The sequence below is a fragment of the Streptomyces sp. 5K101 genome, assembly GCF_046506645.1.
In the GTDB taxonomy this organism is placed as follows: Bacteria; Actinomycetota; Actinomycetes; order Streptomycetales; family Streptomycetaceae; genus Streptomyces.
This window is the reverse complement of sequence record NZ_JBKFFO010000002.1, coordinates 570,271-584,216: the sequence shown is the minus strand read 5'-3', so window position 1 is coordinate 584,216 and position 13,946 is coordinate 570,271. Positions and strand designations below refer to the sequence as shown.

13 protein-coding genes are annotated in these 13,946 nt (G+C 73.1%); 3 read left to right on the top strand and 10 right to left on the bottom strand.

Annotated features, from left to right (window positions below; all coding sequences use genetic code 11):
- Window positions 1–12: 12 nt before the first annotated feature.
- Window positions 13–861 (top strand): YhjD/YihY/BrkB family envelope integrity protein, encoded by an 849-nt coding sequence (locus ACLB9X_RS05500; protein WP_410359070.1) that lies wholly within the window; start codon window positions 13–15, stop codon window positions 859–861.
- Between the two features lie 29 nt (window positions 862–890).
- Here the strand turns inward: ACLB9X_RS05500 and ACLB9X_RS05495 are convergent, their stop codons facing one another.
- The 4 genes from ACLB9X_RS05495 to ACLB9X_RS05480 form a co-directional block, all read right to left on the bottom strand.
- The gene (locus ACLB9X_RS05495; RefSeq protein WP_410359069.1) at window positions 891–1,472 is read right to left on the bottom strand and encodes a DUF4865 family protein; all 582 of its coding nucleotides are present in this window, start codon (window positions 1,470–1,472) and stop codon (window positions 891–893) included.
- Between the two features lie 7 nt (window positions 1,473–1,479).
- On the bottom strand, window positions 1,480–2,067 hold the full coding sequence (locus ACLB9X_RS05490; protein WP_410359068.1) for a TetR/AcrR family transcriptional regulator: 588 nt from the start codon (window positions 2,065–2,067) through the stop codon (window positions 1,480–1,482).
- Between the two features lie 87 nt (window positions 2,068–2,154).
- Window positions 2,155–2,676, bottom strand: coding sequence for an ATP-binding protein (locus tag ACLB9X_RS05485; RefSeq protein WP_410359067.1), 522 nt, complete (start codon window positions 2,674–2,676; stop codon window positions 2,155–2,157).
- 182 nt (window positions 2,677–2,858) lie between these two features.
- Window positions 2,859–3,182: a hypothetical protein gene (locus ACLB9X_RS05480; protein ID WP_410359066.1), complete on the bottom strand. Its 324-nt coding sequence runs from the start codon at window positions 3,180–3,182 to the stop codon at window positions 2,859–2,861.
- Between the two features lie 196 nt (window positions 3,183–3,378).
- On the opposite strand from ACLB9X_RS05480, the gene ACLB9X_RS05475 reads away from it, so the two are divergent.
- Window positions 3,379–4,575 carry a PLP-dependent cysteine synthase family protein gene (locus ACLB9X_RS05475; RefSeq protein WP_410359065.1) on the top strand — a complete coding sequence of 399 codons (1,197 nt, stop codon included), beginning with the start codon at window positions 3,379–3,381 and terminating at the stop codon, window positions 4,573–4,575.
- 104 nt (window positions 4,576–4,679) lie between these two features.
- Here ACLB9X_RS05475 and ACLB9X_RS05470 read toward each other — a convergent pair whose 3' ends face one another.
- The 3 genes from ACLB9X_RS05470 to ACLB9X_RS05460 all read right to left on the bottom strand — a co-directional run bounded on the left by ACLB9X_RS05470 (window position 4,680) and on the right by ACLB9X_RS05460 (window position 6,668).
- Window positions 4,680–5,162: an SRPBCC family protein gene (locus tag ACLB9X_RS05470; protein ID WP_410359064.1), complete on the bottom strand. Its 483-nt coding sequence runs from the start codon at window positions 5,160–5,162 to the stop codon at window positions 4,680–4,682.
- 195 nt (window positions 5,163–5,357) lie between these two features.
- Complete coding sequence (locus tag ACLB9X_RS05465) at window positions 5,358–5,816, bottom strand: SRPBCC family protein (RefSeq protein WP_410359063.1); 459 nt, start codon at window positions 5,814–5,816, stop codon at window positions 5,358–5,360.
- Between the two features lie 6 nt (window positions 5,817–5,822).
- Window positions 5,823–6,668, bottom strand: a complete 846-nt coding sequence (locus ACLB9X_RS05460) for a DeoR/GlpR family DNA-binding transcription regulator (RefSeq protein ID WP_410359062.1) — start codon at window positions 6,666–6,668, stop codon at window positions 5,823–5,825.
- A gap of 220 nt (window positions 6,669–6,888) precedes the next feature.
- Between ACLB9X_RS05460 and ACLB9X_RS05455 the strand changes: the two genes are divergently transcribed.
- Window positions 6,889–9,369: a hypothetical protein gene (locus tag ACLB9X_RS05455; protein ID WP_410359061.1), complete on the top strand. Its 2,481-nt coding sequence runs from the start codon at window positions 6,889–6,891 to the stop codon at window positions 9,367–9,369.
- Window positions 9,370–9,539: 170 nt separating this feature from the next.
- Here ACLB9X_RS05455 and ACLB9X_RS05450 read toward each other — a convergent pair whose 3' ends face one another.
- From ACLB9X_RS05450 to ACLB9X_RS05440, 3 genes are all read right to left on the bottom strand, one after another.
- On the bottom strand, window positions 9,540–11,972 hold the full coding sequence (locus ACLB9X_RS05450; protein ID WP_410359060.1) for a right-handed parallel beta-helix repeat-containing protein: 2,433 nt from the start codon (window positions 11,970–11,972) through the stop codon (window positions 9,540–9,542).
- A gap of 132 nt (window positions 11,973–12,104) precedes the next feature.
- Window positions 12,105–12,713, bottom strand: a complete 609-nt coding sequence (locus ACLB9X_RS05445; RefSeq protein ID WP_410359059.1) for a hypothetical protein — start codon at window positions 12,711–12,713, stop codon at window positions 12,105–12,107.
- 731 nt (window positions 12,714–13,444) lie between these two features.
- On the bottom strand, window positions 13,445–13,900 hold the full coding sequence (locus tag ACLB9X_RS05440; RefSeq protein WP_410359058.1) for a DUF6643 family protein: 456 nt from the start codon (window positions 13,898–13,900) through the stop codon (window positions 13,445–13,447).
- Window positions 13,901–13,946: the final 46 nt, after the last annotated feature.

Here is a 13,946-nt window from a genome sequence, read left to right as displayed (position 1 = left end):
AATCGACGACACATGACCCACACGCCCCCCGGGCCGCACCGCGCGCACCCGTTCGCGCACCTGCACCGCAGAGTGCTCGAATCACCCGTCGGGCTCGGCTGGAACCGCGGCCGGGAGATAGAGCTCATGCACCGCGCCATGGGCTTCGCCGCACTCGGTTTCGTCACCCTCGTGCCGCTGCTCGTCGTCGTCGCGGCCGCCGACCCCGTCAGCGCCGAAGGCTTCGCCCGCTGGCTCGGCCAGGGGCTCGGCGTCTCGCGGGAATCCGAACAGCAGGTCGAGGAACTGTTCGGCGTGCCCGGACAGGCACTGCAGCGCACCACGGCGTTCGGTCTCGCCGCGCTCGTCGTCTTCGGGCTCACCTTCGGCTCCGCGGTGCAGACGGGCTACGAGAAGGTGTGGGACCTGCCGACTGCCCGCTGGCACACCATGTGGCGCCATGTGGTGTGGCTGGGGCTGCTGATCTTCTTTCTCGTGGTGTTCTTCAATCTCCCGGAGCCGGACTCCTTTTGGGTCAACGCGGTCACCACCGCCGGCGACCTGCTCGGCACGGTCCTGTTCTTCTGGGTGTCCCAGCATCTCCTGCTCGGCGGCCGCGTCCGCTGGCGGGCCCTGCTGCCCGGTGCCGTGGCCACCGCCCTGTCCCTGCTCGGGCTGCGGGTCTTCTCGCAGCTCGTTTTCTCACCGCTGATCGCCTCGAACACCGTCACCTTCGGTCCGTTCGGCACCGTCCTCGTGATCCAGTCCTGGCTCGTGGGCGTGGGCGTGGTCGTCTACGGCGGGGCGCTCGCGGGACGTCTCGTCCACGAGGAGCTCACCAGGCGCAAGCTGCTCCGCGCGATCGAACACGACGTCCTCTAGCGCGCCGTCCCCTCACCAGTGCCGTCCCCTCACCAGTGCCGTCCCCGGCCCAGCGCGCCGCGCTCGGGTGCCGAGACGTGGAGCACCTCGTAACGTTCGCCGGGTACCGCGGGCGCATCGTGGTCCCACAGGGACACGTACATCAGCTCCCAGCGGTACGGGTCGACACCGAGCGCCGCGCACACAGCGCCCTCGCGCAGCGCGAGCCGTGCCGTCTCGGCCGCCGCCTCCTCGACGAGCGGGCCGGGCCGGACCCCCGGCGGAATGTGCTGCGTGTGCCGGACGGCGGTGCGCGCCCCTGCCGCCGCCGAGGGCGCGTTGTGGTACGCGGCACCCGTCCAGTGCTGCACCTGCGGGCGGCCGAAGTCGTCGACGATGCCCTGGAAACCGGGCCCCCACAGAAAGCTGTTCATGCCCTCGGGCGCGGTCCACAGGTACAGCGGCGCGTACTGGTTCACGGGCGAGCCCGCGGCGCGTTCGCGTATCAGGTAGGCCTTGAGGCCGAGGCCGGGGAAGCCGTCCAGCAGATGCCCGCGCCGCGCCACGCGGTCGCGGATGATGCCCATGTCGTAGTCGGCGGGCAGGGTGATCTCGTACTGCATCGCGTGCACGGTCGGGTCAACTTCCCTGGGCGGTCGGGGATGCGAGGAGGGCGAGCAGGCCGCGGACACCCGCGTCGAAGGCGGCCGTCGAGCCGGAGGCGCGGGCCAGCACGTAGCCACCCTGCACGGTCGCGACGATCGTCGCCGCGACCTCGGACGGGACGAGTGCGGCACTCAGCTCGCCGCTCTCGCGGCCCTCGTCGACGACGGTCGCGAGCCTGCCCCGCAGCCATGCGAGCGTCTCGTCGACCGGGGCCCGCAAGGCGTCGTCGGCGATGACGTCCGGATCCGTCGTCAGCCGGCCGATCGGACATCCGCGCAGGACGTCGCGCTCGCGCAGGAGATACGCGGCGATGCGCTCGTGAGCGGTGCCCGGACCGCCGAGCAGCGCCTCGGCCGTGGCCCGCATCTCGTCGGCCGTGCGCCGGATCGCGGCCAGCGCCAGGTCGGGCTTGCCGGAGAAGTGGTGGTACATGCTGCCCTGGCCGACGCCCGCCTGCCGCTGGATCGCCTTCGGGCTGGTGCCCACGTACCCGCGCTCCCACAGCAGTTCGCGGGTCGCCTCGATCAGACGTTCCGAGGTGCTCATGAGAGGACTGTACATACTAGTAGGTACAGACTCCAGCCTTCGTTCGGGACGGGATGGAGCAGCTGCCCCGAATTCGCTTGTTCCCGGATGGTAGGCGCGCCGTCAGCCGGCGACGGCCGACCGGGCGGTGGCGGTTGCGGCGTCGGCCTCCGCCTCGGGGACCTCGGAGAACGGACCGGTGGTCGTCGCTCCGTACACCGCCGGGTACCCGGGCAGCATGATCGCCGGGCAGGTCGCGGGCAGCGTGAACCAGACGACCTTGCCCGCGTCGCCGCGCGGCCGCACGCCCCAGCTCTCGCTGACGGCGGCCACCAGTGCGAGCCCGCGCCCGTGGGTCGCGGAGGAGTCCGCGTCGTGGACGGTCGGCAGACGCGGATCGTGGTCGTGGACGGAGACCGTGAGCCGGTCGAGCAGCAGCTCGACGTCCACGGTGCAGGTTTTGTCCGGATGGGCGTGCCGGTGCACATTGGTCAGCAACTCGGTGACACCGAGCGCGGCCGGGTCGATCAGGGGATCGAGATGCCAGTAGCGCAGTTGCGCCGAGATGATTCTGCGGACCTGACCGATCCGCGACGGCAGGGCCTGGAGCTCCACCGTGCAGTGCCTGCTGGGCTGGCTGATCACGGCTGCGACTCCCCGAAATAGGTCCGGAAGAAGACGAGACAAGAGATCCAGCAGTCGGCCGCCTGCTGAACATACCGGCGGGGCTGGATCTCAGCGTGACCGCCGGTGAACCCTGGGTGATGTGGAACCAGCGTGCAGCATGGCCTGGGGGGCCGCAACTCGCGGCATTCCCGTGCCCGTTCTCAACTCCTGTTGCCGCCCGCCCCGCGCACCGCTTCCAGGAAGCGCCCCGCGAGGGCCTTTCCGTCGGGCCGCCGGCTGCGCTGACCCATGGTCAGCCGGTACCGCTTGCCGTTCAGCGTCGCCACCGTGCTGTCGTCACCCGCGAACCAGGGCCGGCCCGCGGTGACGGCCCGCACGGGCGCGCTCTCGATCACGCGGCCGTAGCTCGTCATCAGTGCCAGCCGGCCGTCCTTGATGAGCACTTGCCCGGCGCGGGTCAGTGAACGCGGCCAGCGCTCGATCCGCACGCCCGTGGCACTGAAATCCGGCTCCGCCGTTGCCATCGTGTCCGCCCCCTTCACAGCGACTCCTGTGGGAAGTCTGCACACTTGGGTCGCCGTGCACCAGTGCGCCTGGTCAGAGCCTTGCACAAGCGACTCCTATGGATCCCCAAAGTGAACGTTTGCCCAGGTGGGGGGCTTACTGTTGCGGGTGGGCACACATCGTGGACCAGTGGCGGGCGAGGCGAGGACGGCACTCATGAGCACGCGTGAGAAACCAGTGGTGGGCGAGGCGGGCGGCGTGTCCGCCGAACGGGTGAGACCGGATGCTGACCCGGCCCCGGCCACGGCCGGGGCGGTCGCGACCGTCGACGTGGACCGCAGCGACCCCGCCTACCGGGCCTGGCTGAAAGAGGCCGTGCGCAAGGTGCAGGCGGATGCCAACCGTTCCGCCGACACCCACCTGCTGCGCTTCCCGCTGCCCGAGGAATGGGGTATCGACCTCTACCTCAAGGACGAGTCCACACACCCGACGGGGAGCCTCAAGCACCGCCTGGCCCGCTCGCTGTTCCTGTACGGCCTGTGCAACGGCTGGATCCGGCCGGGCAAGCCCGTCATCGAGGCGTCCAGCGGCTCGACCGCCGTCTCGGAGGCGTACTTTTCGAATCTGATCGGCGTCCCCTTCGTCGCCGTGATGCCGCGCACCACGAGCCCCGAGAAGATCCGGCTGATCGAGTTCCACGGCGGACAGTGCCACTTCGTCGACGACTCGCGCCGGATGTACGAGGAGTCCGCCGCGCTGGCGGAGCGGACCGGCGGCCACTACATGGACCAATTCACCTACGCGGAGCGGGCCACCGACTGGCGGGGCAACAACAACATCGCCGAGTCGATCTACCAGCAGCTGCGGCTCGAACGCTATCCGGAGCCCGCCTGGATCGTCGCCACCGCCGGCACGGGAGGCACGTCGGCGACCATCGCCCGCTACGTGCACTACATGCAGTACGACACCCGGATCTGCGTCCCCGACCCGGAGAACTCCTGCTTCTTCGACGGCTGGACCCGCGGCGACCCGGAGGCGAGCAGCGACTGCGGCTCGCGCATCGAGGGCATCGGCCGGCCCCGCATGGAGCCGAGCTTCGTCCCCGGCGCCATCGACCGCATGATGAAGGTGCCCGACGCGGCGAGCATCGCCGCCGTACGCGCCCTGGAGACGGCCATCGGCCGCAAGGCGGGCGGCTCGACCGGTACCGGCCTGTGGAGCGCGCTCAAGATCGTCGCGGAGATGGTGGACAGGGGCGAGAAGGGCAGCGTCGTCACCCTGATCTGCGACCCGGGCGACCGCTACCTCGACAAGTACTACTCCGACGAGTGGCTGGCCGAGCAGGGCTTGGACATCCTCCCGTACGCGGCCGCGATCGAGTCGTTCCTGGGCACGGGCGCCTGGCCCTGCTGAGCGCGGCATGGGGGTGATGGGCCGGTCGCGGGCCCGGCATGCCGCGCACGGCAGGGCGCAGTGGGCCCGGTCAGCCGGCGATCAGGGCGCACCGGGCCCGGCGGTCAGGGCGTACCGGAGCCGGCCAGCCGGCGGTCCAGATTGCGCACCGCGTCTTTGAACGCACGTCCCAGTCCCCCTCTGCCCAGCCGCAGCGCGAGGCGCAGCGGAACGGGGCCGTCGGCGGCGAAGGTCCACTGGATGCGTGACCCCGTCGCCGTCGGCGTGATCCGCCACTCCTCCAACAGGGCACGCAGACCAGGGGCGTTGGTCTGCTCGATCCGGTACGCGTAGCGGCTGTCCGGTTCCTTCGCCAGGATGCGCTCGGTGAACACCGTGCCGCCCTTGAGCCTGACCTCGCGGCCGGCACCGCCCTCCGTCGACCGGGCCGCTGTCACGGCCGTGAACCACTCGGGCAGGTGCTCCACGTCCTCGGCCAGCGTGGCGTACACGGCGGACGGCACGGCCGACACCGGGGCCGAGAACACCAGGCGTATCGGTGCGTTCTCCACGAACTCCAACTCGACCGGGCGTAGTTGACGTGCCATGGTCCGGACCTCCAGTGGCGGCGCAGGTGTGGGGACCGCACACCCTAGCGGCGGCGCCGCAGGATGTCCGCCCCCGCGGCTTTCGCCATGAGCGCCCCGTCCCGGCCTACGCCTCGGTTTTGTCCCCGGCCTACGCCTCGCACGAGCGGTCCGCTCACGCCGTGCGCCTCGCCCGCAGGTGACCAGGCTCCCGGCCTACGCCTCGTCCTCGGCCCGCGTCTCGCGTGCGAGCAGCCCGTCGAGCGCGCGGCCGAACGCCAGCCGGCCCACCCGGCCCACCAGCCCGTCCAGCAGCCCCGGCAGCACGGCGATCCGCAGCTCCTCCACCCACACCACCGCCGAGCCCGTGCCCACCGCGCGCACCTCGATCTCGGCCCAGCCCGTGATCAGCCGGCCGCGCTTGACCAGCCGGCACCGCCCCGGGCGCCCGCCCACGGGCGGCTCCCAGCGCACGACCTCCATCGGGTCGTCGAAGCCGAGCCGGCCGACGCCGCTGCGCGCCACGAACACCGTGCCCACACCCGTCGGCCCGCCGCCCCTCACCGACACGGACGTCAGGGGCACCGACGCCGCGTGCGCCTGCCAGTCCGTCACCCGCCGCCAGCACGTGGCGGCAGGCAGCGCGGTGGTCCGGCCGATGCGGAACAGGGCCATCCCGGATCAGCCGCCCTGTCCTTGGGCCACCTCGTCCTCACCCGCCACGACCAGGCCGGGCAGGTACTCGCCCATCTCCTCGCGCGCATCGGCCGACAGCCCCGCGTCCGTCACCAGCGTGTCCACGTCCGACAGCCGGGCGAACGAACTCAGGCCCACCGTGCCCCACTTGGTGTGGTCCGCGACCACCACCACGCGCCGCGCGGCCTCCACGAGGCGGCGGTTCGTCTCCGCCTCCGCCAGATTCGGCGTCGACAGACCCGCCTCCACCGAGATGCCGTGCACACCGATGAACAGGACGTCGAAGTGGAGCGACCGGATGGCCTGATCGGCCACCGGCCCGACCAGCGAGTCCGACGGCGTACGCACGCCGCCGGTGAGCACCACCGTCGCGGCCCCCGGCCGCGGGCCGCCCGCGGGGCCCGTGCCCCGGGCCGAGTGGAAGACGTCGGCGACGCGCACCGAGTTGGTCACCACCGTCAGGTCGGGCACGTCCAGCAGATGGTGGGCCAGCGCATACGTCGTCGTGCCGCCCGACAGGGCGATCGCACTGCCCGGGACCGCGAGGCGCGCCGCCGCCCGCGCGATGTCCTCCTTGGCGCTCAGCTCCAGCGCCGACTTGGCCTCGAACCCCGGCTCGTGCGTGCTCGCCTCGACGACCGGTACGGCTCCGCCGTGCACCTTCGCGACGACGCCCTGGCGGGCCAGGGCGTCCAGGTCGCGGCGCACCGTCATGTCGGAGACGTTCAGCCTGCGGGTGAGTTCGTTCACCCGCACGCCGCCGCGGCGTCGGACCTCGTCGAGGATCAGGGCGCGCCGCTGCTCCGCGAGCAGGTTCTGGTTGTCGCTCACCGCCGGGGGACCGGTCCTTCCGTGACGTCGCCGCGTCGGGTCGCGGCGCCTGTCGGCCAGGGTTCTCATCCTCGCACGCCTCCTCGGGGCCGGGCTCGGGGAGATTCCGTAAGTGCCGTGCGGCGAACCGCCATGATCCGGGATTCTGGTCACGAAACGCGGCACGGCCGCGCACCCGCTGCTGCTCCCACCGCCCCTGCGACGAGAGAGAGTCACCTCTGTGTCCCCTGCCACCCCGGCACCGCACGGCGAAGGGCCCGCGCTGGAGCTGCTGGTCCACGGCGTCGGCGGAGCCACTCCGCAGGACATGCTCAAGGACCCGCGCACCGTCCGGATCACCGGCGACGACAAAGCCGCCGTGTACCGGCGCGCCGACGACGCCGAGGCGGAGCGGCACCCCGAGGAGTACCTCGACCGGCCCGTCCCCGAGGCGTACTGCTGGTCCAACCTCACCTCGGGCAACGGCGCGCGCGCCCTGTGGCTGCTGCTTCTCCCGTTCATGGTCGCCAACCTCGCCCACTGGACGCGTCCGAGGGCGAAGGGCAGCCGGCGCACCACCCGGCTGTACGGCGCCCTCGTGCGGCTCGTCGCGCTCAGTCTCACGATCCTGCTGACGGCCGCGGCCTGTGAGGTCGCGCTGGACCTGCTGGCGTGGCAGTGCGCGGGCTCGGCCGCGTGCGGCGGGGAACGGGCCTGGCTCGGGTTCCTCTCGGCCGAGCAGGGCGGCTGGTGGTCCCAGCCCGGGCGGCGGCTGGCGCTCGCGGCCGTGGTGCCCGTCGCACTGGTGGTGCTGCTGTGGTACTTGTCCAACCGCACCTGGAGCGCGTACGAGTCGCAGCGGCCGCCCACCGCCGCCGACGGGTGCGTCGCCGGCGTCGACTCCGACCACGGTGACGGCGCGGATCACGATGACGACTCCCACCACGGTGACGGGGCCGACTTCCAGGACAGCGACGCCGACGACGCGGATGACGGCGCGTCCGAGGGTGCCTCCCGCGATGCGGAGCGGGACAGTGCGCGACCTCGCGCGCCGCGCAGGCCTTTCGTGCGGCCGGCGCTCGGCAGGCCCGGCTTCTGGTACGGCCGCAGGCTCGTCGCCCGGCTGCGCGCCGCACACACCGCGGCGGGATTCCTGACGGTCGCCGCCGCGGTGGCGGGCGCCGCCGCCCGCCACGACCGCTCGGCGGACGACACCCTGCTGAAGGTGTGCGGCGTACTGCTCGAAGCGGCACTGGCCCTCGCGGGCGTCGCGGTGCTGTGGGTCGTGCTGCGCAGAGGGCGGAGCGAGAAGCGGGTCGACGCCCGGCTCGACCGGGCCGTCGTGCGGTATCTGCCGGGCACCTCCCTGGCGTTGCTCGCCCTCGCGCTCCTCTACGCCGCCTGGTCCCGGCCGGCGTGGGAGTCCGCGGCGACGCTCCCCGGCGACGTCACCTTCCGGGTGATCGCCCTCGCCCAGGGCACGCTGGTCGTGGCCCTCGCCGTGGTGGCCCTGCGGCTGCACAGCCGGGCACACCACGCGCGTGTCGTGCTCCACGGCCTGGGCGGGCCGGCCGTCGCCATGCTCGCCTGCGCGCTCGGCGGCGTGATGACCGGCGGTGTGGCCCAGCGCGTCGCCGACTGGCTCGACGGGCCCGGCACACCCGGCATGGACGGGCACGGCGCCATCCCCGGACCGCCCGTCCTGCTCAGCTGGCAAGCCGCCGTGATACCGGTGCTGCTCGTCGTCCTGCTGCTGCCCGCGCTCGCCCTAGCCGTACGGACCTGGCTCCTCGGGCGCCGTCTCGGCCCCGCCGTCGAGGCCGAGTACCGCGAGGAGCGGCCGGATCCGGTCCGCACCCGGCGGATCGCCGGGACCAGGGCCAGGGCCCGGCTGACCGACGACGCACCCCTGTTGGTCGGCCTCCTGGCCGGGGCCACGCTCCTGCTCGGCATCGGTGCCGTCATCGGCGCATGGGTGAGCGGCGAGGTGCCCGGCCGCGCCTTCGGCGACAGCGGCGGCCTGACCGAATCCACGGCCGAGGCCGCCCAGGCGCTCGGCTCCTGGCTCGTCGGGTTCGGCTTCATCCTCTTCGTCACCATGGGGCGGCGCGCCTACCGCGACGCGTCCGCCCGCCGCACCATCGGAATTCTGTGGGACGTCGGCACGTTCTGGCCGCGCGCCGCCCACCCGTTCGCGCCGCCCTGCTACGCCGAGCGGGCCGTGCCCGACCTCACGTGGCGCATGTGCACCTGGACGGAGCGCAGCGGGGGCCGGCTCGTCATCTCCGGGCACTCCCAGGGCAGTGTGCTCGCCGCGGCGGCCGTGTGGCAGCTGCCGGAGGCCACCCGCCGCCGCGTCGCCCTGCTGACGTACGGATCACCGCTGGAACGCCTCTACGGCCGTTGGTTCCCCGCCTACTTCGGACCGGGCGCGCTGCGCGAGCTCAACAGCCAGATGGACTGCTGGCGCAACCTGTGGCGGACCACCGACCCCATCGGGGGGCCGGTGCTGGTGCCCGCCGCGGGCGGCCATCCCGACGTCGACCGCGACGCTCTCAAGGACCCGCTGGTCCACGGCCGTTCGGGCCGCTACCCGCTGCCGGAGCCGATCCTCGGTCACTCCGACTACCAGGCCGACCCGTCCTTCGCCAAGGAACGCGCGCATCTGCTCGACCGGCTCACCCCGGTCGTGCCCGCGCAGGCCGGCGTCGCAGAGCTCTGACGGAGCCGCGAGGGCTGTCCGGCCACGTCCGCCGGACAGTCATCGTGCGCAGGCCGGGCAGTCCGCCGGGCAGCCTCGCGGGCTGGGGCGGGCAGCCCTCCAGGGCAGGTGGGGCCGGTCCGCCGGACGCCCTCGCGGGGCAGGTCCGCCCGGTCCACCGGGGCAGCTCCTCAGGGCAGGTCGGGCAGGTCCTCGGAGTAGAGCAGCGTCAGATCGTCGGTGCTCACCTCGGCGAGCTCCGCCACCCGCACCGCGTGCCGCTCCACCATGGACTCGAACGTCTGGCGCGCGGTACGGCCGTTGCCGAAGGCCGGCCCCTTCGGCAGCGCCGTGAAGTACTTCAGCAGGGCCTCCGCCGCCCCCTCGCCCAGCCGGTACTCGTGCTCCTCGGCCTGCTGCTCGACGATCCGCAGCAGCTCCTCCGGCGCGTAGTCGGGGAAGGTGATGGTCCGCGAGAAGCGCGATGCCACACCGGGGTTGACGGTCAGGAAGCGCTCCATCTCGGCGGTGTATCCGGCGACGATCACCACGACCGCGTCGCGGTGGTCCTCCATCAGCTTCACCAGCGTGTCGATGGCCTCCTTGCCGAAGTCGCGGCCGGAGTCCTCGGGGGACAGCGCGTACGCCTCGTCGATGAACAGCACACCGCCGCGCGCCCGTTCGAACGCCTCCTGGGTGCGGATCGCGGTCGAGCCGATGTGCTCGCCGACCAGGTCCACCCGGGACACCTCAACCAGATGGCCCCGCTCCAGGACCCCGAGCGAGGCCAGGATCTCGCCGTACAGCCGGGCGACCGTCGTCTTGCCGGTGCCGGGGGAGCCGGTGAAGACCAGATGGCGGCGCACGGAGGCGGCCTTGAGCCCTGCTTCCTGACGGCGCCTGCCCACCTCGATCATGTTCGTCAGGGTGCGCACCTCGCGCTTGACGCTGTCCAGGCCCACCAGCGCGTCCAGTTCACCGAGGACGGCTCCCGAACTGCGCGCCGGCTCGGCGGCGGGCGCGGGCGGTTCCGCTGCTCCGCCGGCGGCCGGGGGAGCGGCGCTCCGGGCGGCGGGGACGGCCGACAGCAGGCCGGGGGACTGCGGGGCGGCGGTCAGCACGGCCGTGGCGCGCTCGGCGCCGGGCCGCATCGTGCCGCTCTCGTCGCTCGTGCAGTCCTCCACGATCGGTCCGTCGTCCTCACCGAGCTCGTAACCGCCGCGCGTGCAGCGCTCGGTGCGGCAGCGGCTCAGCATCGTGCGGCAGCCGTCCATGACGTGGAAGCCGTAACCGCCGCTGCCCGTCACCCGGCAGCCGCGGAAGGTGCCGCGGCCCTCGGCCGACACGTAGAAACCGGCCTCGGCGGGCGAGGTGACGGTGCAGCGCTCGATCAGCGGGTCGGCTCCCTTGGTCACGATCACGCCGGTCTGCGCCGCGTCGATCGTGCAGCCGTTCAGCGTGCCGCCGCTGCCGTGGTCGCGGAACCAGGCGCCGGTGGACACCTCCCGGATCCGGCAGTCGTCGAGCTGGGCGGTCGCGCCGTCGCTCACGGAGACCGCCGTGTTGCGCACCTGGGAGACGTCGCTGTCGACGACGTCGGCGCGCGAGCCGCGGTCCAGGACGAACAGGGCGTCCGGGACGTCGTGCACCCGGCAGGAGTCGAGCACGGCGGTCGCACCGTCACTGACCCACACCGCCGGGTAGTCGCCCGTACTGTCGTGGATCTCGCACTGGTTGGCGTCCACCCGTGTGCCCGGGTCCCACACCGACAGGCCGTTGCGCCCGAAGCGGCGCACCGTCGTGCGGGTGAGGGTGAGCACCGAACGGGACCGCAGGTCGATCGCGTTCTCCGGGATGTCGTGGATGTCGCAGTCGGAGAGGGTGAGCACCGCGTCCGTGTCGAGCGTGACGCCGTCCGAAGTGGTGCGGTGCACAGAGGAGTCGATCAGATGCGCGGCGGCCCGCGAGGCGACCTGCACACCGCTGCCCTTGACCTCGTAGATCTCGCAGCCGACGGCCTCCAGGCCGCTGCCCTCGCCGGTCACGGCCACGCCCGCGCCGGAGGCGTGGTGGACCCGGCACCGGTCCAGGCGGGGATGGGCACCGCCGCGCACCGATACCCCCGACTGACCGGCGGCGACCACCTCGCACTCCTCGAACACGCCGCTCGCGCCGTCGAGTACGGCGATGCCGACACCGGCCGGGTTGTCCACGGTGCAGCGGCGAACCGTGGGCCGTGCGGCACCGCGCACCTCCAGGCCCGCCGCCGAACGGGTCACGATCCGCAGGTCCGTGAGCTCGGGCGTGCCGTCCTCCACGAGCAGCGCGGGGACCGACGAGTCCTGGCCCTCCACATGCAGGTCCTGGACGGTGGCGGACGCGCGCACGGTCAGCGGCACCCCGTCCACGGGCGCTATCCGCACCGAGCCCACCGCTCCCTCCGGCCCGCGCAGTGTCACGGCCCGCTGGACCACGAGATTCTCGCGGTACGTCCCAGGGGCCACGGTGAGGACGTCGCCGTCGCCGGCGGCCTCCAGGGCAGCGGCGAGGGACGCGTACTCACCCGTGCGGCGCCGCCACCGCGATGTGCCGGTGTGCGTCACCTGGACCGTGCCCTGTGCCATGGCGCTGCCTAGCCCCCACCTCGTGTTCTCGTGCATCGCCGCGCCGCTGACGGGGACGCGTCCCGCACCCCGCGTGGGGGGTCGCACCACCGTAGCGCGCGCGGCGGGCGGGAGTTGACGGGACCGGGCGGGTCAGCTGCCGGCACCGGCCCGTCCCCAGTCCGGACCCACCGCCGCCCAGGCCCGGTCCAGGTCGGCGAATCTGCGCCGCACCAGCCGCCACAGCACGATGCGCCTCAGGCATTCGACGAGCAGGCCGAAGGCGAGCGCGGCACCGATCCCGGCGAGCGCCGCATGCGCGCGAGCCGTACCGGGGTCCATGGGGCGGGGCACTATTCGGCCGGAACCGTCCGTCCAGACCGTGAACGTCGCACCCTTGCGCGGGGACCACAAGCCGGTCGTCACGCGCCCGGTGCGCCGGGTCCCGTCGGGGGCCGTCCATTCGGCCGACACCGCCCGGCGCTGCTCGCTCGCCGCGGTGGACCCCGGGTCGAAGGCCGCGGGGCCCGCCACGGTGGCCGGCGCCAGGACCGTGGCCGTCGTGGGGTGGCGCTGCTGGCGCTGGATCCGCACGGACTGCCGCAGCGACTCGTCGGCCAGCGTGCCGGCGATCCAGCCGACGACCGGGGCGGCCGTGACGAGGAGAAGCGCCGCGACGAGGGCCACCCACGCCTCGGCGAGGTCCGTCGCACGGCGCAGGGGATTGTGCCGCCAGCGCCAGATCCCCGCGGCTGCTCGCACTGCTGGCCACCCCCCTTCTGTGTCCGTGATGGCCCGATACGGCACGGAACAAGCGCGGGTCGCGCGAGGAGAGAGTGAGGTCACCCCCTCCCGTCGGCCCCCGCGTCCGTCGCGGGGATGTCCCCGCGACCGTTCCAACGCGGCGCGCTCCGCGAAGGGTTCCCGCCGGGCAGGGATTTCCACGGAAAGGATGCCGTCGGCTCTGAGGCGTACTCAGTCGAGGCGCGGACCGACTCCGGTGCGGCGAGGCGTACCGGCGCGCGGACCTCTCGGCAGAGCGCACCGGCGCGGCGGCCCCCTCGGCAAGGCGCGGGGCCCCTCGGTAAGGCGCGGGGCCCCTCGGCAAGGCGCGCCGCGGCAGTGGACCGCTCAGGGACGTCACTGACATGCGCCATGACGGTCCGTAACACGCCTGGCCGCGCAGTCGCACCGCGCCAGACCGTTGGGTCGGCATGCGCCACGACGCCACGACGGTCTCCGTACAGGGCGCAGCGGAGCGGCATACGGGGCAGTGGCCCGCCCTGCGAGGGGGCACCCGCCTTGCCAACACCCTTCTTCGAGCGCCCCCTTGCACGGGAGCCCCGGCCGACGAGTCGGCCGGGGCTCCACCGGTGGTCTCCCCGCATCCCCCGCGGCTCCGCCACCGTGCGCCGGTCCTGTGCGCTCTCTGCCGTGCGCCGCAGAGCGGCCCGGCAGAGGGCACGCCGTCACCGGCTGCCGTCACTGTGCCGTCAGTACCCCCGTCCCTGATACGGGCGGTTGTACGGATCGTCGTACGGCGCGGGCGAAGGCGCGGGCCGCGGCGCGGCCGGGCGCATGGCCTCGTACCCGGTGGCGACCGGACGCGGCTGCTGCGGCTGGCCCTGGTACTGCGGGCCGGGGTACCCGCGAGGCGCCGACGCCTGCTGCGGGATGTACGGCGCGGGCGCGTGCTGCAGCGGTACGGGTTGCGGCGTCTGCTGCGGGTAACCGTAGGCAGGCGACGGGGACGGTGCCGCCGGGAGGGCGGGCAGGGCCGCGGGGAGCGCCGGCAGGTAGCTGCTGCCGGTGTCGTACGCGGCGGGCACTCGGATCGGCGCGATCTGAGGCGTGCCCCGCTCCGCGACAAGGGAGTCGTAGATCGGGGTGTCGGGGAACGACGGCGCGGAGTAGTAACCGCCGCCGTAGGTGGCGCGGGGGGAGGTCATGGCACATAAGTTAAGCCCACGATGTGCTGGTTGGGGAGCCCGATAA

Excerpts from the sequence above, each read along its gene's own strand:
- ACLB9X_RS05475 (WP_410359065.1), top strand. The coding sequence starts at position 3,379 with ATGAGCACGCGTGAGAAACCAGTGGTGGGCGAGGCGGGCGGCGTGTCC.
- ACLB9X_RS05470 (WP_410359064.1), bottom strand. The coding sequence starts at position 5,162 with ATGGCACGTCAACTACGCCCGGTCGAGTTGGAGTTCGTGGAGAACGCA.
- ACLB9X_RS05450 (WP_410359060.1), bottom strand. The coding sequence starts at position 11,972 with ATGGCACAGGGCACGGTCCAGGTGACGCACACCGGCACATCGCGGTGG.
- ACLB9X_RS05465 (WP_410359063.1), bottom strand. The coding sequence starts at position 5,816 with ATGGCCCTGTTCCGCATCGGCCGGACCACCGCGCTGCCTGCCGCCACG.
- ACLB9X_RS05440 (WP_410359058.1), bottom strand. The coding sequence starts at position 13,900 with ATGACCTCCCCCCGCGCCACCTACGGCGGCGGTTACTACTCCGCGCCG.
- ACLB9X_RS05500 (WP_410359070.1), top strand. The coding sequence starts at position 13 with ATGACCCACACGCCCCCCGGGCCGCACCGCGCGCACCCGTTCGCGCAC.
- ACLB9X_RS05490 (WP_410359068.1), bottom strand. The coding sequence starts at position 2,067 with ATGTACAGTCCTCTCATGAGCACCTCGGAACGTCTGATCGAGGCGACC.
- ACLB9X_RS05480 (WP_410359066.1), bottom strand. The coding sequence starts at position 3,182 with ATGGCAACGGCGGAGCCGGATTTCAGTGCCACGGGCGTGCGGATCGAG.